Annotated in this window: 16 protein-coding genes; 13 read left to right on the top strand and 3 right to left on the bottom strand. The window is 59.2% G+C overall.

What is annotated here, in order from left to right:
• The first annotated feature begins 98 nt into the window (after window positions 1–98).
• The 4 genes from P3M64_RS00660 (at window position 99) to P3M64_RS00645 (ending at window position 4,976) form a co-directional block, all read left to right on the top strand.
• Entirely contained in the window at window positions 99–740 is a 642-nt protein-coding gene (locus P3M64_RS00660; RefSeq protein ID WP_132940195.1) for a hypothetical protein, read from the top strand.
• A gap of 89 nt (window positions 741–829) precedes the next feature.
• Entirely contained in the window at window positions 830–2,749 is a 1,920-nt protein-coding gene (locus tag P3M64_RS00655; protein ID WP_276157040.1) for a LysM peptidoglycan-binding domain-containing protein, read from the top strand.
• 113 nt (window positions 2,750–2,862) lie between these two features.
• Window positions 2,863–3,639 (top strand): 3'(2'),5'-bisphosphate nucleotidase CysQ, encoded by a 777-nt coding sequence (cysQ, locus tag P3M64_RS00650; protein WP_132940094.1) that lies wholly within the window; start codon window positions 2,863–2,865, stop codon window positions 3,637–3,639.
• A gap of 317 nt (window positions 3,640–3,956) precedes the next feature.
• The gene (locus P3M64_RS00645) at window positions 3,957–4,976 is read left to right on the top strand and encodes an L-threonylcarbamoyladenylate synthase (protein WP_243644885.1); all 1,020 of its coding nucleotides are present in this window, start codon (window positions 3,957–3,959) and stop codon (window positions 4,974–4,976) included.
• Here P3M64_RS00645 and P3M64_RS00640 read toward each other — a convergent pair.
• On the bottom strand, window positions 4,973–5,104 hold the full coding sequence (locus P3M64_RS00640) for a hypothetical protein (protein WP_276157039.1): 132 nt from the start codon (window positions 5,102–5,104) through the stop codon (window positions 4,973–4,975). The two genes, P3M64_RS00645 and P3M64_RS00640, sit on opposite strands and share 4 nt — an antisense overlap.
• Window positions 5,105–5,120: 16 nt before the next feature.
• Here P3M64_RS00640 and P3M64_RS00635 point away from each other — a divergent pair, with 16 nt between their 5' ends.
• The 8 genes from P3M64_RS00635 to rsmA all read left to right on the top strand — a co-directional run bounded on the left by P3M64_RS00635 (window position 5,121) and on the right by rsmA (window position 15,299).
• Window positions 5,121–5,939, top strand: coding sequence for an FkbM family methyltransferase (locus tag P3M64_RS00635; RefSeq protein ID WP_165886409.1), 819 nt, complete (start codon window positions 5,121–5,123; stop codon window positions 5,937–5,939).
• On the top strand, window positions 5,911–7,326 hold the full coding sequence (locus P3M64_RS00630) for an FAD-binding oxidoreductase (protein WP_132940096.1): 1,416 nt from the start codon (window positions 5,911–5,913) through the stop codon (window positions 7,324–7,326). Before P3M64_RS00635 ends, P3M64_RS00630 begins: the two co-directional genes overlap by 29 nt.
• 166 nt (window positions 7,327–7,492) lie before the next feature.
• Window positions 7,493–8,623: an LPS export ABC transporter permease LptF gene (lptF, locus tag P3M64_RS00625; RefSeq protein ID WP_243644887.1), complete on the top strand. Its 1,131-nt coding sequence runs from the start codon at window positions 7,493–7,495 to the stop codon at window positions 8,621–8,623.
• 21 nt (window positions 8,624–8,644) lie between these two features.
• Window positions 8,645–9,745: an LPS export ABC transporter permease LptG gene (gene lptG / locus P3M64_RS00620; protein WP_132940097.1), complete on the top strand. Its 1,101-nt coding sequence runs from the start codon at window positions 8,645–8,647 to the stop codon at window positions 9,743–9,745.
• Between the two features lie 6 nt (window positions 9,746–9,751).
• Window positions 9,752–12,010 carry an LPS-assembly protein LptD gene (locus tag P3M64_RS00615; RefSeq protein ID WP_132940098.1) on the top strand — a complete coding sequence of 753 codons (2,259 nt, stop codon included), beginning with the start codon at window positions 9,752–9,754 and terminating at the stop codon, window positions 12,008–12,010.
• 48 nt (window positions 12,011–12,058) lie between these two features.
• Window positions 12,059–13,387: a peptidylprolyl isomerase gene (locus P3M64_RS00610; RefSeq protein ID WP_165886410.1), complete on the top strand. Its 1,329-nt coding sequence runs from the start codon at window positions 12,059–12,061 to the stop codon at window positions 13,385–13,387.
• The gene (gene pdxA, locus P3M64_RS00605; protein ID WP_132940100.1) at window positions 13,384–14,451 is read left to right on the top strand and encodes a 4-hydroxythreonine-4-phosphate dehydrogenase PdxA; all 1,068 of its coding nucleotides are present in this window, start codon (window positions 13,384–13,386) and stop codon (window positions 14,449–14,451) included. The genes P3M64_RS00610 and pdxA overlap by 4 nt, the downstream gene beginning before the upstream one ends.
• Complete coding sequence (gene rsmA / locus P3M64_RS00600; RefSeq protein WP_132940101.1) at window positions 14,448–15,299, top strand: 16S rRNA (adenine(1518)-N(6)/adenine(1519)-N(6))-dimethyltransferase RsmA; 852 nt, start codon at window positions 14,448–14,450, stop codon at window positions 15,297–15,299. The genes pdxA and rsmA overlap by 4 nt, the downstream gene beginning before the upstream one ends.
• Before the next feature lie 13 nt (window positions 15,300–15,312).
• On the opposite strand, the gene gmk is transcribed toward rsmA, so the two are convergent.
• Window positions 15,313–15,921, bottom strand: coding sequence for a guanylate kinase (gene gmk, locus P3M64_RS00595; RefSeq protein ID WP_132940140.1), 609 nt, complete (start codon window positions 15,919–15,921; stop codon window positions 15,313–15,315).
• 28 nt (window positions 15,922–15,949) lie between these two features.
• A complete protein-coding gene (locus P3M64_RS00590; RefSeq protein ID WP_132940102.1) occupies window positions 15,950–16,840 on the bottom strand; it encodes a YicC/YloC family endoribonuclease in 891 nt (296 codons plus the stop codon).
• Window positions 16,841–17,015: 175 nt separating this feature from the next.
• Here P3M64_RS00590 and P3M64_RS00585 point away from each other — a divergent pair, with 175 nt between their 5' ends.
• Window positions 17,016–17,783, top strand: a complete 768-nt coding sequence (locus P3M64_RS00585; RefSeq protein WP_132940103.1) for an SDR family NAD(P)-dependent oxidoreductase — start codon at window positions 17,016–17,018, stop codon at window positions 17,781–17,783.
• The last annotated feature ends 94 nt before the right edge of the window (window positions 17,784–17,877 follow it).

Genomic DNA, 17,877 nt, shown 5'->3' with positions numbered 1-17,877 from the left:
CCCCAACGGCGCGCCATAGGTGCGCCGTTTTCCTGCCGGGATACGGCGGGGAGATGGGAACGTGATGGGAGGGAGATTGAGGATGAGGGAACCGCGCCATGGTTAGGTTTGCATCGTCACGGCGCGGGCGCGTCGTCGGAGGCCTTATCGCCGCCCTAAGCGCCGTCCTCTTTTCCACCTTGGCCACCGCCGACGCCGACGCCGACGCCGAGGCAAAAATTACCCTCGCCGTGCGCGAGGTCGTCATCCCCGCCCCGGGATCAAAACAAGCCGCCAACCCCGACCCACTGGCCTTGCCCGACAAGCCCTACTGCCCCAAAACACTTTATGGCAAGTGGTATCCCTTCGGACGCGCGACAATGCCCACCCTGGGCATTATGGAGATCAAGAAAGGTTACATTAACTTCAGCAAACACGGAGAGTTTCCCTTTAAAATCCGCAAGGGGCCTCATAATGTTCCCTACCTTGAACTGTTCGGCCTGCCGCAGCACCAAAAGTATGGGTATCCGCTGCAACGGTTTGCTTTCATTGGCTACGATTCTCCACCGTTTTTGGACAATGCCTGCATGGTTCAAGTTAGTCTATGCACAACCATAGGTGATGTTGAAAAACGCATCGAACACGACTGGCTCCCTAAATCAGCACCAGAAAATTATTATTGTAATTTCGATACTTACGTCCCGTATAGAGATAAGGAGAGGTTGAAACGGTACTTATTCAACTACCCGCGCGACGAATAGAAGCGCATAAAAATTGACGAATTATCAGAGTTTGAAAACAGCGCCCCGGCGCTGTTTTTTTATGCCCAACATGTTAAGGAGGATACACCATGACTGATCACAAAAAGCGGCGAATTAATGATTACGGCCAACGATCCCTTGATAAAATATACCCCTTGGCCAGCCATTTGGAGCGCGACAAACACAATTACTACAACGACGGACGCCACGTTCCGACCATCGGCATCGGTTACGCCGCCGTGGTTCTGGGGCGAGACGGGCGGTGGGTGGTCAAGCCGACCTTGGAGGCGGACATGCGCGCGGCGAAGATCCCGCTGGGCGATTCCCAAAAAAAGACCCTGCGCGCCATCGCCGACGAATTGAACAAAGGCGAGAACGCCGACACCAAGCGTCTCGATGGGATGATCACCGCCCTGCGCGGCCCGGAATTGACCCCGGAGCAGACCAAGGCTTTGTTCACACAGTCCTACGCCCGCTTTTACGACCAAACCCGCAACATCATCGGCGATCCCCTGTTCGCCGCCCTCAGTCCCAAACGTCAGGGGATTTTGACGCTGGTCACGTATCAGTCCCCGGCCAGCGTCCGGCGCGAACGGGACGCCTTGCAAAAGGCCCTTCGGGCGGGGGACATGAAGGACGTCGGGCGCATCCTTATCCGTATCGGCAGATACCTACACGACGAAAGTCGTGGCCTCAGTTTCGCCAAGCACTTCATGAACACCAACGAGAAAGGCACGGTTACGGTGAACAATGGGGATACCCTCGGCGCCATTTCCGCGCGTTATCACGTTCCCCTACGCGCCGTCATGGCGGCGAACCCGGACATTGCGAACGCCGATAAAATTCGCGCCGGAGACCTGATTTATCTGCCCCGCGCGGCGTATCGGCAAAAACCCGGCGATCTTTGGGCCGACGTCCCGGCGGCGCCATCCGCCCAAGGTCCCGCACAAAACCCTTCCGACGCGCCCGGCGCGGCCTCCAAGGCGCAAGTCGGGGCGACAAAAGATGCCGGCAAAGACGGCCTGTCGGGCAATCCCGCTCCCGATAACCGCCCCGTCCATAATTCGGGGAAAGGCGCACCGACGGACCAGGGAAACGCGCCCAAACAAGCCGTCCCCGGGCAAAGCGGCGACGGGGCGGGAACGGCGCCCCATGCCCAAAATGCGCCGTCCCAAGATGCCCCCACGGCCCAAAACAAAGTCACGGCAAAAGACAAAGCCGCCCCCCAAAACAAGCCTGCGGGAAACGGGGCGACGAAGGAGAAGGACGCGGCCCCGGGAACGGCGGGGAAAGTTCCCGCCCCGGCGAAAACTCCCGGCCCCGATCTTTCGCAAAACGCCATCGACCGGTTGAGCCACCTTTACGGCGACCGCGCGCGGGCATCGCGTGTGCTGCGCGGAACCATCCCCGAGCAAGTCCGAAACAAGGACTTCTTCACCCACGCCAACGACGGCGTCGCCGCCCTGAAGGCGATCTTGGCCCCCAAGATATTGGCCCCCAAGAAAAGCCCCTTGCCAATGAGCACGGCCCCAAAAAACACGGCCCCGGGAAACAGAAAAGCCGCCGCGAAAGGGGGATTTTCGCCGATCCCCACGCGATCGCCTTTTCCGTCGGCCTCGCCCGTTCCATCGTCGCCTTCATCGTCGGCTTCATCGTCATCACCCACGTCCGCCCGCGCGGCCGTTCCATCATCGAAAACGGCCGAGATCGCCGGGCTGTTGCTCGACAAGGCAATGGCCGAACGGGTGATGACGTCGAAGGCCTACGCAAGCGCCAGCCATCCGCTGCACGCCTTCGCGGCGAACGCGGTGCGCAATTTCTTCAAGGCCGCCTACGCCGACAACACCCCCAACGCCCCGCAACGCACCACCATCGCCCAAGAACCGGGACGCGCGCGGGCCATCGCATGGATCGAACACCAGCGCGCCACCCCGCCCGCGGGCACGCGCGCAGACCGCCTGGTCAAAATCGCCGCCCGCCGAAAAACCACCGGAAAATGGCCCCGGTGAGAATGACGCCCCTCCCTATCGCCCCAGGGCTTGATCACGAAGGCTTGGTCGCGTGCGCGCAATGGCGTAATGTGCCCAACTCTTGACGCCCCTCACAGAGCGAGTCCCCCACCATGTCGCTGAACATCACCATCCACCTTCTCGACCAAATCCACACGCTAGCCAAGGCCGCTGGAGACGAAATCTTAAAAATCTACGACACCGATTTCGTCGTCCAAAACAAGGCCGACAAATCTCCCGTCACCGCCGCCGACAGAATAGCCGACACGTTGATTTGCGAAACCATCCGCACCGAGGTCACCGACCATTTCCCCATCATTAGCGAAGAATCTTACGACGAAACCGGTGCGCACGGCGACCTCTCCTCTTCGCCTTTCTGGCTCATCGACCCCCTGGACGGAACCAAGGAATTCATCAACCGCAACGGAGAGTTCACCGTGAACATCGCCCTCATTGAAAACGGTTTGCCCGTTTTGGGCGTCGTCCACGTCCCCGTTTCGGGGCGCACTTATCTAGGAAGCCCACATGGGGCCTTTGTCGAGAAGGATGCCGCAGGACCACAGCCGATCAGCGCCCGCACCCCGCCGCCCCAGGGGCTTGTCGCCGTGGTCAGCCGCAGCCACAAAAATCAGGAAACCGAAGATTATCTCGCCGATTTTTCAATCCAAGAGGAAGTCACCGCGGGCAGTTCTCTCAAGTTTTGCATGATCGCCGAAGGCCGGGCCGATCTGTACCCGCGCTTCGGGCGCACCATGGAATGGGACACCGCCGCCGGTCACGGCGTTCTTCGCCACGCAGGCGGCGATGTACGCAAACAAGACGGCGGCGTATTGACGTATGGCAAGGCCGGGTTCGAGAACCCGTTTTTCATCGCCCGCGGGCGTTCTTGATCCTGTCCCGGACCAACGCCCACGGGCGTGCCGAGCGTAAAAAAAGAACTTCGAAGGCTCAATCGAACCTTTGTTTTCATCACCGTTTCCGGTATGTAACAGGAGGGGATGGGGAGTTCGGTGGGAGATCGAGGCGACTTTCACTTCTTGATGAGGGCGCCTTGCCGACACTATCTCAACCATCGGATGGTGAAATTCCCGGCCAACGTTCGAAAAGCGGTCGGCGGTGTTTCGGTCCCGAGGCGGCATGTCTGCGCGGGAGGCCGATCGTCGTTTGTTCGACGGCCCCTTAGGCTACAAATTAACGGAAGCGTATTGTGACTCAGGATTTTCCGCTGCCCCAGCACTCGCGTATCGTCGAAACCGACGAAGACACCCTGGCCATGGCCGCCCAGGCGATTCGTGACGGAAAGCTGGTCGCCTTTCCCACCGAAACGGTCTACGGATTGGGCGCCGACGCCGCCTCTGATCGGGCCGTCGCCTCGATTTTCGACGCTAAGGACAGGCCCCAATTCAACCCCCTGATCGTTCATTTCGCGGACGCGGGACAGGCGGCGCTCGAGGTGGTTTTCGACGATCGCGCACGAAAACTGACGCAGGCGTTTTGGCCCGGATCGCTGACCCTCGTCCTGCCTCGGCGCAAGGACAGCTCCATTTCTCTGGTCGCCAGCGCCGGTCTGGACACTTTGGCGGTGCGCGTGCCCGACAATATTATCGCTCGCGCCCTGATCGAGACTTCGGGGCGTCCGATCGCCGCCCCCAGCGCGAACCGGTCGGGCACGCTCAGCCCGACGGCGGCGCTTCATGTCGAACTGTCGTTGCGCGATAAAGTGGACATCATCCTCGACGGTGGATCGTGCGCCGTCGGCATTGAATCGACGATCGTCGATTTGAGCGGAGAAACGCCGACCTTGTTGCGTCCCGGCGCCATCCCGATGGAAGATATCGCGGCGCTACTCGGCCCCATCGCCCTACCCGGCAACGGCAGCGCGGTAAAGGCCCCCGGCATGATGAGCCGCCATTACGCTCCGTCGATCCCGATCCGCATCAATATCACGCCGGAGAACCGTCAACGCGGAGAGGCCTACCTGACGTTCGGCCCCGACGCCCCAAAGCGCGCCGCGCTCAACCTTAGTCGTAAGGGCGACCTGAAAGAGGCGGCGGGCAACCTGTTCGCCATGTTGCGCGCCCTGGACATGCCGGGCATTCGCGGGATTGCCGTGCAACCGATCCCCGATGTCGGACTGGGCCGCGCGATTAACGATCGTTTAGAACGCGCCGCGTTGAGCCTCGAAAAACGCGCCCTCCCCAAAAGCATTCCCGACGTCAATGCTTAGGCCTTGGCCAGACTTAAGTCCGTCCCTGCCCTCAGGTTCCCGGACGCATTTCGGTCTTCGGCGGTCGCCCATCCCCCCTGCGCCTCGATGCGCACGGGCTTGTCTTCTTTTTTTTCCAGTGCAATCACCGAGATTCCTCACCCGATGAATATGCCCACCGACCCCACGCAAGCCCCCCCTTGGGAACCGACCTCCACCCTGGAGGAAAAACTCAAAAATTTCCTGATTCCCCCGACGCTGTATTACCGTCACCGCGCGCAGCGCGAATTGAGAAAAGGCGAAAGCGAATTGGCGCTTATTCCGCACCTCGCCAACCGCGATCAGGTCAGCATCGACGTCGGGGCGAACAAGGGGGTCTTCACCTATTGGCTGGAGCGGTATTCCGTCCACGTTTACGCCTATGAGCCCAATCCTAAAATTTTTAAAATTCTCAAGGCCGCCACACGCCTCAGTACGAACGTTACGGTTTCCCCGATCGCCCTGTCCGACCGCAGCGAAAATACGGTACTGCGCGTTCCTCGCGGCGCGAAAGGCTATTCCAATCAGGGCGCCAGCTTGAATTTCGAAAAAGTCGGCGACAGCTACGGCGAAGCCTGCGTCGCCACCCGCAGGTTGGATGACGAAAACATCGAGAATATCGGCTTTATCAAAATCGATGTCGAAGGTCATGAATTCGCCGTTCTCGACGGCGCCATCAGAACCATCGAGCGGGAACGTCCGGTGATGCTGATCGAAATCGAGGAGGCGCACAACAAAATCCCCATCCACGACGCCGTCGCGCGGGTTGCCGCGCTGGACTACCACGCCCTCTTCCTCTGGCACGGCATCCTCACGGATTTCACCCGTTTCGATCCGAAAATTCATCATGATCGCGCCACAAATCCGAACGATTATGTGTTCAACTTCATTTTTCTTCCCAGGGACACCCCGCGCCATGGCGCCTACGAAAACAGCCGCGCTTGACACGATTAAGGCCATTGTCGGACCTAGGGGGTGGGTCGCCCCCGGCGACGACGCCGCGCCGTTCGTTCGCGAAGAGCGCGGCTTGTACACATCCACGCCGGAATTGATCGTCCTGCCCGCCACCACAGAGGAAGTCGCGCGCGTCGTCGCGATCTGCGCCGAAGAGGCCATCGCGATCACCCCGCAAAGCGGAAATACCGGCCTCGTCGGCGGCGCCGTCGCCGAGGACGGGATCGTGCTTTCGACCCGGCGCATGGACGCGATTCTCGACCTTAACGCACAAAACGCCACCATCAGCGTCCAGGCGGGATGTATTTTAGCGGATATTCAAGCGGCCGCCCAACGCGCCGGACTACTTTTTCCACTATCCCTGGCGGCGGAAGGAAGCTGTCGGATCGGGGGAAATTTATCGACCAATGCCGGCGGCGTTCAGGTTTTACGCTATGGCAATGCGCGCGATCTCGTTCTCGGACTCGAGGCCGTGCTTGCCGATGGACGGATCTGGAACGGAATGACGGCATTGCGCAAGGACAACACCGGATACGACCTCAAACAACTGTTTATCGGCGCCGAAGGGACGCTGGGCATCATCACCGGGGCCGTACTTAAACTTTTCCCCGCCCCCAAAGACCGGGTTTGCGCCATGATCGCCATGGACAGCCCCCGGCAGGCCCTGGAGTTATACGTTCGAGCGCGCGAGCGCCTTGGCGACAGCGTCACCGCGTTCGAAATGATCCCACGCCTCGCCATGACGTTTGTCTGCCGCCACATTCCGGGGGCCCGCGATCCCTTCATCGCCCCCTATCCGACCTATATTTTAATTGAATTGTCCGCCGCGCACGTCGGAGAGTCCCTGCAAGACGCCTTGCAAGACCTCCTCGCCCCAGCCCTGGAAAAGGGGCTCGTCGGCGATGCGGTCGTCGCCGTCAGCGAAGCGCAGACGCAGAATTTATGGCGTTTGCGCGAAAGCATTTCCGAGGCGCAAAAACATGAAGGTGGATCGATCAAACACGATATTTCCGTCGCCGTGTCCCACATCCCCGAATTTTTGGACCGCGCCGGCGCCCTGGTGAAAAAGGCCATCCCCGACGCACGCATCTGCGCCTTCGGGCATATCGGCGACGGTAATATTCATTTCAACATCAGCCAGCCGGAAGGCGCCGACAAGGACGAATTTCTATCGCGTTGGGGGGAAATCAATCGTCTCGTCCATGACCTGGTGGTCGATATGGGGGGAAGTTTCAGCGCCGAGCACGGCATCGGAAAACTGAAAGTCGGCGAGATGGAGCGCTATGTTTCGGATGTCGCCCTGGACATGATGCGAACACTCAAGCGCACGTTGGATCCGAAAAACATCATGAACCCGGGAAAGATCGTTCGCCCGTAAGGTTTCTTTTTGCGCCGTGATGCGGATCAATCGTAAATAGCGCTTGCGTTTGGGTCAGGAGATGTATTCTTTCATCTTCGTGCGCGGCCCAAACCTCCGACACGTCGCGCCGACGATCCGTTGGATGCGCAACCGTGATAGACTTCGATTTTGGATAGAACAGACCATGAAACGACTGACCTGGTATATGTTGGGGCAGCTGGTGGTGGGAATGGCGCTTGTCTCCTTTTCACTAACCGCGGTGATCTGGCTGACCCAGTCGTTGCGTTTCGTGGACATGATCGTCAACCGTGGGCTCTCCGGCAGTACATTTTTATACTTAACGCTGTTGTTGACCCCCAATTTCCTGACCGAAATTCTGCCCATTTCTCTGTTTGCCGTCACGATGTTCGTCTACAACAGGATGGTCATGGATCGCGAACTGGTCGTGATGAGCGCCGCCGGGCTGAGCCGCCTTTCCCTCGCCAAGCCGGCGCTCTTGCTCGCCGTACTCACGGCGCTTGCGGGATATGCCCTAAATTTATGGATCGTCCCCGCAACCTATGGAGAATTTCGCCAACTACAGTGGGACATCCGCTACAGTTTCTCCCACCTTTTGCTCCAGGAGGGACAATTCAACAATATTTCCAACGGCGTTACGGTATACGTCCGCGAACGCACGGCGGACGGCCAACTGCTCGGCATCTTGGCCCAAGATTCACGCAACCCCGACAAAGTTTACACCCTAATGGCCGAACGCGGGGCGATGGTCAATTCCAAGGAGGGCGCGCGCGTCGTCATGTATAACGGCAACCGCCAGGATATCGACAGCAAGACCAAACGTCTGTCGATCCTCTATTTCGACCGTTATATTTTCGATCTAGGACTGACCGGAAAGGCGCCGGGGCAGCGCAACCGAGAAGCGCGAGAACGCACGGTTCCCGAATTGCTGAACATCCGCAAAGATCCACATATTTCCGATTACGGAAAATATCTGGTCGAGGCGCACAAACGCCTCACGGCCCCCCTGAACGCCATCGGTTTCACCCTAATCGCCCTGATCAGCGTCCTGTCCGGAAATTTCACCCGCCGCATGCAATCGCGGCGGGTCATTATCGGGGTCGGCGTCACCTTGGCTTTGCAGATCGGGGTTCTGGGCCTTTACAACGTCGCCGGAAAAAATCTGATGTTCGTCCCCCTGATCTACGCCAGCGCCATATTACCCATCATCGTCGGATTCATTCTGTTAAGCGTCACGCCGCGCCGAAGAAGGCGCGATGCGCCGTCGTCCCGGCACACCCGTTCGATGCATATTTAAAGCGCCAAAGGTTCTGTCATCATGCGCCTGTCGCCCACACTGTCGATCTATATCGCCAAGCAATTCTTGATCAGCTTCCTAGCCATTTTCTTCGGCTTCGTGGCGCTGATCTACCTGCTTGACGTCATCGAATTGTTGCGCCGGGCGGGATCGAAACCCGACGTCACTTTTTTGATCGTACTTCAAATGGGGCTGTTAAAGTTACCCCATATGGCCCAACAGACATTTCCCTTCGCATCTCTGTTCGGCGGCATGTCCACATTTTGGCGTTTGACCCGCTCGAACGAATTGGCCGTCACGCGCGCCGCCGGAATTTCGGCATGGCAATTCCTGCTTCCGGTTTTGGCGCTGACTTTCGCCCTTGGGGTTTTCAAGGTAGCCGCATTGAACCCCCTGGCGTCCAGTCTTCTGGCGCGGTACGATTTGGCCGAAGGACGCTATCTTAAGGGACAGAAAAGTTTCCTCGCCCTATCGCCCACGGGCCTGTGGCTGCGCCAAAGCAGTCCGGATGGGCAAGCCGTCGTCCATGCCCTGCACATGCACCAGAAGAAAAAAACCATCGAACTGGACGGCGTCACCGTCTTCCTGTTCAAAGGGAAAGATATTTTCAAACAACGCATCGACGCCGACAGGGCCTTGCTTGAAAAAGGCTACTGGCTGATGTCCAACGCCATTCTTCAAAACGCCGAAGGCGGCGCCACGGTTAAGCCGACCTATCGCCTCGCCACGGATCTCAGCGTCAGTCGCATCCAAGATAATTTCGCGCCACCGGAAACCATGTCGTTTTGGGCCCTGCCCGATTTCATCAAAACGCTGGAAAAATCCGGATTTTCGGCGGTGCGACACCGTCTGCATTGGCATTCCCAACTGGCTTCGCCGTTTTTGATGTGCGCCATGATCTTGATCGCCGCCACCTTCACGCTGCGCCATAGTCGCAAAAGCGGAGCGACATTTGTTATCGCCAGTGGCGTCTTGACCGGATTTGTGCTTTATTTTTTCTCCGACGTCGTTCTCGCGCTCGGCATTTCAAATTCGCTTCCCGTCGTCCTCGCCGCTTGGACGCCATCCGGGGTCAGCATGTTACTGGGGCTCGCCATGTTGCTTCATCTTGAGGATGGTTGATTCACGATGACCGCGACACCACAGGCAAAAACAACCGCCCGGTCCATGTCCACCCTCGAATTTTGGTCGCGCGGCGCGGCGCGCGGGGCCGCATCAAGGTATCCGACGGGATGGTGGCGTTTTTTCCGGATATCGGCCCCGGCGTTATTCCTGGCCTCGGCGCTTACCGTGGCGACGCTTCCACAGGCGGCATGGGGGCAAAAACCGATTGATAAAAACGCCCCCGCCACCTTCAGCGCCGACACCATGTCCCAAGATAAGGCTAAGGGAATCATCACCGCCAGCGGCCATGTCGAGGTCAACCAAGACCAACGCACGCTGCTTGCCGACAAGATCGTTTACGACCAGAAAAACGACCTGCTCAGCGCCAAGGGCCACATCATCTTGCGCGAGCCCAGCGGCGAGGTGGTTTTCGCCAAAGATATGAAAATCTCCGGCGATCTGAAGAACGGCATCGTGCACAATCTGCGCATCGTCATGAAAGACAAATCTCGTTTCGCCGCGCGGACGGCGACGTTGCGCGAGAATCGCTTCACCAAACTCGGTCGCGCGGTGTACACCGCATGCAACGCATGTAAAAAAGATCCCAGCCGCCCGCCGTTATGGCAGGTCAAAGCGATGGAAATCTTTCATGATAAGAAGGCGCAATCGGTGGAATACAAAGACGCCTGGGTCGAATTTGCCGGCGTTCCCATCGCCTACACGCCCTATCTTTCCCACCCCGATCCCAGCGTCAAGCGCAGAAGCGGCCTTCTTCCCCCACGCTTCGGTGGGACGACGGATCTGGGCGCGACGGTTGAAACGCCCTATTTTTACGCCATTTCACCGTCCAGCGACGTTACCTTGCGTCCGATCTTCACCTCGAAGGAAGGTCCGGTTTTGGCCGGAGACTACCGCCAGCGTTTCCGCAAAGGCGAAATCAACCTGGACGCCAGCCTGACCAAGGATTCCAAAAAAATCACACACGGTCATGTCATCGGCATGGGCCGGTTCGATATCGACAATACTTGGCGCTGGGGGGCCGATCTTCAACGCACGACCCAGGACACCTATATGCGCCGCTACGGGCTTGGGACTCAAAACACGCTAACCTCGAAAATTTTCGCCGAAGGGTTTCGTGGACGCAATTATTTTTCCGCTAAATCGTATCTCTTTCAAAGCCTTCGTGCAAATGACAAGCCGGGCTCCATTCCCCTCGTGGCGCCGATGCTCGACTACAGCCACGTCAGCGAACCATCGCGTTACGGCGCATACAACACCCTGGACTTGAGCATGGTCGCGCTAACCCGTTCCAAGAGCACGGACGATCAACGTTTTTCTTTTCGTAGTGGATGGCACCTTCCCTATACCGCGCCCAAAGGCGACATATACGATCTTTCCGCGACGGTGCAGGGGGACCTCTATCACGTCAACGGCCTCAAACGCACCGACGGCAGCACGTTCACCGGATACAAGGCGCGCCTCCACCCGCAGTTGGCGTTTGATTGGCGTTATCCTTTCGTACGCCAGGAAAACCGGGATATCTATCAATTGATCGAGCCGATCACATCCTTTGTCGTCGCGCCTTACGGCGGAAATCCCTCAAGTATTCCAAATGAAGACAGCCTGGATGTGGAATTTGACACCACCAACCTATTCAGTCACGATCGCTTCGCAGGCTATGATCGGGTCGAGGGCGGGCCGCGGGTCAATTACGGCATAAAATGGGGTGTTTACGGCAGCAGCGGCGGCAGCACATCGGTTCTTTTTGGGCAAAGCTATCGCCTCAAGGCCGACAGCACATTCGCGGCGGGCACGGGTCTCAACGACCGCTTTTCCGATTACGTCGGACGGGTGCACATTCAACCCGGACATCTGGTTGACCTTTTGTACCGCACCCGCATCGATAAGAAAACACACGCCATCAGCCGCAATGAAGTGCGGATAAGCGCCGGCACGCCGGCTTTTAATATTTCGTCGAACTACATTTATTTCCCCAAACAGGCCGATAGCGAATACAACGGGCGTAAGGAACTTTCCTTGAACATTAAATCGCAGCTGTCTCGTTATTGGCGTGGCTCCGTGTCGGGCGTTCGCGACTTGCAAACGGGCGGTGGCATGCGCTCGACGTCGTTGTCCCTGGCCTATGAAGATGAATGTTTCGTATTCAAAACCGATGTCCAACGAACCTATTATCAGGATCGCGAGATTCAACCTTCAGATGCGTTTGTTTTTGAGATCGTCTTCAAAACCCTGGGGAGCGTTCGCGCGAACACGACACGCTAGCGCCCACGAAAGATACGACTTATCGTAACCATGATGGCTGAAAAATCGATGACCATAGATCTATTCCACGGCTTTTCCCGGAGAGTTCGGGCAGGCTTTTTCCGTAGCGTTCGTCGGGCCGGGCTTCGTGTCGTGGTGGCGACGCTGCTCGGTTTTCTCGCGTCCGCCGCTCCCCTTCACGCACAAACCTTGTCCATCGCCGCCGTGGTTAATGAAGACGCCATCTCCGTGTACGACCTCAACGTACGCATTACGATGCTGATTGCGACGTCCAACCTGGACAATACCCAAGAGGTTCGCCGACGCCTCGCACCTCAAGTCTTGCGCGGCTTGATTGACGAGCACCTTGAACTTCAGGAGGCCAAGCGACTGAAAATAAACGTCACCAAGGATGAAATCAATGTCGCCCTGGCGCAGATTGAACGTCAGAACAACTTCAAACCGGGTGCCCTCGATCAGCTCTTACAGCGCATAGGCGTCCCAAAATCAACCCTGATCGAACGCACCAAGGCCGAAATCGCCTGGAGCAAGGTCGTCCGCGACAGAGTCCTGCCCCAGATCCAAATCGGCCCCGAGGAAATCGACGCCGCGGTGCGCGATATCCGCGCCAACGCCACCCGTCCGGAATACCTGACCGCCGAAATCGTCTTGCCCACGGGCCCCCAAGGCACGAAAGACAGCGACGCCCGCCAGCTCGCCGTGCGTATCGTTCAAGAACTAAAGCGCGGCGCCAATTTCCAGATGCTGGCGCAAAATTTTTCGCAAAGTCCATCGGCCGCGCGTGGCGGTGATATGGGCTGGGTGAAAGCGGGAAATGTAGACCCAAAAATCAGCGCGGCTCTTGAAAAAATGAAACCCGGCCAGGTCACCGAACCGATTCGGGCGGAAGACGGCTACCACATCATTCTTTTACGTAAAAAACGCCTGGGTTCGGGCATCAAAATTCCCGAACCAAAGCTGAAAATCTCCCAATTCTACCTGCCTCTGCCCGCGTCGGCTTCGGCGGTGGCGGTATCGCAAACCGCGCAAAAAGCGCGCGCTCTCACACAGAATGCTAAAAGCTGCACCCAGTTCGACGCCCTGGGGCGGCAAAGTGGATCATCCCTGTCCGGCAACTTGGGCGCCGTCAAGCCGTCAAGCTTACCCGTGGCGCTGCAAAGCGTCGTCTCCTCGCTGCCGATCAATCACCCCAGCGCGCCCGTGCGCACCAAAGAGGGCGTCGTCGTTTTAATGGTCTGTGAACGCTCCGGTCAAGATACGATGGCGGCGATGCGCGCGGAGGTACGTCGCCGCCTGTTCGCCGAGCGCGCCGACAACGGTGCGCGCCGCCTGCTTCGCGATCTGCGCCGCAGGGCGTTCGTGGACGTCCGCCTATGAGCGCCGCCCGGCGCGCCGCCGTCCCTCCGATCGCTCCAATCGCCCCGATCGCCCCGATCGCCTTGACCATGGGGGATCCCGCGGGCGTCGGCGGTGAGTTGACCTTGATGGCTTGGGCGCGGCGAAAAATATCGGGGCCGGTTTTTTTTGCGATTGACGACACGGCGCGCCTAAGCGCCTTGGCTCGACGCCTAAGAATCGATGTCCCCATTGAAACGATTGCCGACCCGGCCCAGGCTTCCGATGTTTTTCCCCGCGCCCTTCCCGTTCTTGAAAACCCCCTCGAACACGACGTTCAACCGGGGCGGGGCGACGCGCGCAATGCGCCCAGTGTGATCGCATCGATCCGGCGCGCCGTGGATTACGCCCAGAGCGGCGCGGCCTGTGCCATCGTCACCAACCCGATCCACAAGGGCGTCCTTTATCAAGCGGGGTTCACCTTCCCCGGCCATACCGAGTTTCTCGCCGATCTCGCCGCCATCCAGACCCCACCGGTGATGATGCTGGCCTGCCCACAATTGCGCGTCGTTCCGGTTACGGTTCACGTCGCCCTGAGAACCGCCATCGCCACATTGAAAACGGAAACCATCGTTACCCTATCGCGCATCACGGAATGGGCGCTACGCCGCGATTTCGGCCTTTCCAATCCCCGCCTCGCCATTGCCGCGTTGAACCCTCACGCCGGCGAAGACGGCGCCATGGGAGACGAAGAAAACACCATCATCCGCCCCGCCATAGAGATCCTTAAGGGTGACGGGATCGCCGTATCCGGCCCCCTGCCCCCGGACACCATGTTCGGCGAAGAAGCCCGAGAAGGCTATGACGCGGCGATCTGCATGTACCACGACCAGGCTCTGATTCCCCTAAAGACGTTGGATTTTCACGGCGGCGTCAACATCACGCTGGGGCTTCCTTTCGTGCGGACGTCGCCCGATCACGGCACCGCGTTCGACATCGCCGGGCAGGGCAAGGCCAACCCCACAAGCTTTATCGCCGCGATCGACCGCGCCTTCGCCATCGCCACCAACCGCGCCACCACCGAGGGTGGGGGGCCGACGTCGTGAGCGGGGTTTCTTTCGACGGCCTGCCCCCCCTGAAAGAAATCATCCACCGCCATGAGCTTTCGGCGCGTAAGGCCCTTGGCCAGAATTTCCTTTTGGATCTTAACCTGACGGCACGCATCGCCCGCACCGCAGGCATCGTGGAGGGCGACTGCGTCATCGAAATCGGACCCGGACCGGGGGGCCTGAGCCGCGCCATCCTGGCCGGAGACGCCGCCCGTCTGATCGCCGTCGAACGCGACCCGCGCTGCATCCAAGCCTTGGACTATCTGAAGGAGGCCCACCCCCGGCGCTTCGAGGTGATCGCGGGCGACGCCACCGAAATCGAGGTCTGGACGCTGGGCGATGCACCCCGGCGTATCGTCGCCAACCTGCCCTACAATGTCGCCACGGTGTTGCTGATCGGCTGGCTCAGGCACGCCCGAGCATTCCGCTCGATGACCTTAATGTTTCAAAAGGAAGTCGCCGACCGCCTGCTCGCCCGGCCGCGCACCAAGGCCTATGGCCGGCTTTCGGTGATGTGCCAGTGGTTGTGTGCGATAAGCCCCGCGTTCACCATTCCACCCAGCGCCTTCACGCCGCCGCCCAAGGTGGTCTCCAGCGTCGTCCATCTCGTCCCCCGCGATGCGCCCTTGGGCGAGGCCTCATGGGCGGCGATGGAGAAAGTCACCGCCGCGGCGTTCGGACAGCGGCGAAAAATGCTCCGCGCCAGCCTCAAGGCGATTGGCCTCACCCCGCACTTGAAGGCCCTGGGGATCGAGGAAACCGCGCGGGCCGAGGAATTGGACGTCATCGATTTTTGCGCCCTCGCCCGGGTCTATGAAACCCTCGCGCCACCGTCCCAAAAATAGGCCGCCGCCGGACTCAGGGCTGATCGGCGCTCAACGCGGCGACGAAATCGTGCAATCCGTGCTGACGTTCACGGCGCAGGCGTTCGGCGCGCAAAATCGCCGCGACATTGGCGACGCTTTCGGCCACATCGACATTAACCACGATGTAATCGTATTCATAATAGTGACTCATTTCCTTGGCCGCCTGGGCCATTCTCTTTTTAACCACCGCGACGCTATCTTGGGCGCGCTTATATAAACGCCGCTCAAGTTCCTCATATGACGGCGGTAAGATAAACACCCGCACCAAATCCTTACCCGCGCTATCGCCCAACTGCTGGGTGCCTTGCCAGTCAACGTCGAACAACACGTCGCGGCCTTCTTTCAAGGCGGCTTCGACCGGTGCGCGGGGTGTGCCGTAATAATTGTCGAAGACCCGCGCGTGTTCGAGAAATTCCCCCTTTTCGACCATATCCTCGAATTTTTTCTTTTCGATAAAATAGTAATCGACGCCATCGACCTCGCCGGGGCGGGGCGGGCGGGTGGTCGCGGAAACGGACATCGACAGATTGTCGTCGGCCGCCAGCAGCGCCCTGGAAATCGTCGTCTTTCCGGCGCCCGATGGCGACGACATCACCAGCATCAAGCCGCGTCGTTCGATATGGGGATCATTATTCAATGTTTTGCACCTGCTCACGAAATTGTTCGATCGTCGCTTTAAGTTCGAGACCGACCCTAGTCAACGCCACGTCCGACGATTTCGAACACAGCGTATTGGCCTCGCGATTGAATTCTTGACATAGAAAATCAAGCCGCCTGCCGATCGCGCCGTCTTCATCCAAAAGACTTCTCGCTCCCTGCAGGTGCGCCGCCAGGCGGTCCAATTCTTCGCGCACGTCCGCCTTGGTCATTAAAAGCGCCGCTTCCTGCGCCAGCCGTTCGGGAGGAATGTCGGTGGCGTCCGCGCACAAGGCCGCGACCTGACGGGAAAGACGCGCGCCGATACGTTCGGGTTGTACCGATTCCAACGCACGGGCCTCGTGGTGCAACCGCGCGATTCGATCCAATTGACCGTGAAGCACCGCGGCCAGTTTTTCGCCCTCCCCGGCGCGCATTTCGGCCAACCTCGACAAAGCTTCATCCAGTCCGGCCAACACGGCGGCCTCCGCCTTTTGACGGGTATCGTCGTCGATCTCGCCCTCGGTGGTTTCGAGCAGTCCCTTGACCGCCAGCAAGCCATCGGCGCTGGGTGGGCGCAGATCGCCCAAACGGGTTTTCAATGTATCAATCAATCCTAAAATTTCATCGAGAACCGTCTCATTGAAAGACAGACGGGTGCGTGACGCCGTCCACTCGAAATCCAAGGACAGCGACAGGTTTCCCCGCCTGAACCGGTTCGTGACAAGCGCCTTGACGCGGGGTTCGAGGTCGTCGAAACCGCCGGCCATTCGGGTGCGCACATCGATCCCCTTGCCGTTCACACTTTTTACTTCCCAACTCCAGGCGCAAGTCTCCAGGCGTCCTGCGCTCCTGGCGAAACCGGTCATGGATGAAACTGTCAAAAAACCCCCTATGATCCCGAGTGCGAGCCTACCGGCCTTACCCCCCTCCAGCCGTGAGGGTCTACCAAGTTATACCCGCCCCGCCCCCGCCCGCGCAACACATCGCGCCTTGCATCGCGCCTCGGTGCGTTGCGACGAATATTAAAAATCGCTTTTTCGGTGTATGGTGAACGCCATGAAAGAGCCCAACCATATTCTGATCACCGGGGCGTCCAGCGGTATCGGACGCGCCTTGGCGTTACGTTACGCGGCCCCTGGTGTTCGTTTGTCGCTTTGCGGTCGCGACCGAACCCGCCTGGACGACATCGCCGCGCAGTGTCGCGCCAAAGGGGCCGACGTCAACACCGCCATTGTTGATGTCAAGTCCGCGCAATCCGTAACCGCCTGGATCGAAGGGGCCGATCGCCATCAACCCCTGGATTTGGTGATCGCGAACGCAGGCATCTCGGGCGGCTCCGGGGGGAAGGTCGAAAGCGCGGAACAGGCCCGCGCCATTTTCGACACCAACCTCGGTGGTGTTCTAAACACCGTCTTTCCCGCAGTGGCCGCGATGCGCCCTCGTGGCGGCGGGCAAATCGCTATCGTCGCCTCCCTGGCGGGTTTCATCGCCATCCCCGGCGCGGCGGCGTATTCGGCGTCGAAGGCCGCCGTCATAACCTGGGGCGAGGCCCTCAACGGGCAGCTCAAAGCCGACGGGGTGTGCGTCAGCGTCATCTGCCCCGGCTTCGTCGCCAGCGCCATGACCGACGCCAACCCCTTCCCCATGCCCTTTCTGATGCCCGCCGAAAAAGCCGCCCGGATTATCCGGCGCGCCCTTGCTCGCCGCCCGCTTTATATCGTCTTTCCCTGGCAGACGGCCCTGCTGACCCGCGTCCTACGCCTTTTGCCCGCGCCGTTTCGCGGCGCTCTATTCAACCGCGCACCGAAAAAACCACCCCGGTAAATCTCCGGTGCGAAAAAACACCTTTTCCCGTCCCGATATTTCCTTCGAGCTAGAAACTGTAACATTTGTTTCGCGATAATCGGAGACCTTAAAC

This window comes from Varunaivibrio sulfuroxidans, from assembly GCF_029318635.1.
In the GTDB taxonomy this organism is placed as follows: Bacteria; Pseudomonadota; Alphaproteobacteria; order Rhodospirillales; family Magnetovibrionaceae; genus Varunaivibrio; species Varunaivibrio sulfuroxidans.
The sequence above is the reverse complement of the archived record's forward strand: the minus strand, read 5'-3'. Positions and strand labels throughout refer to the sequence as shown.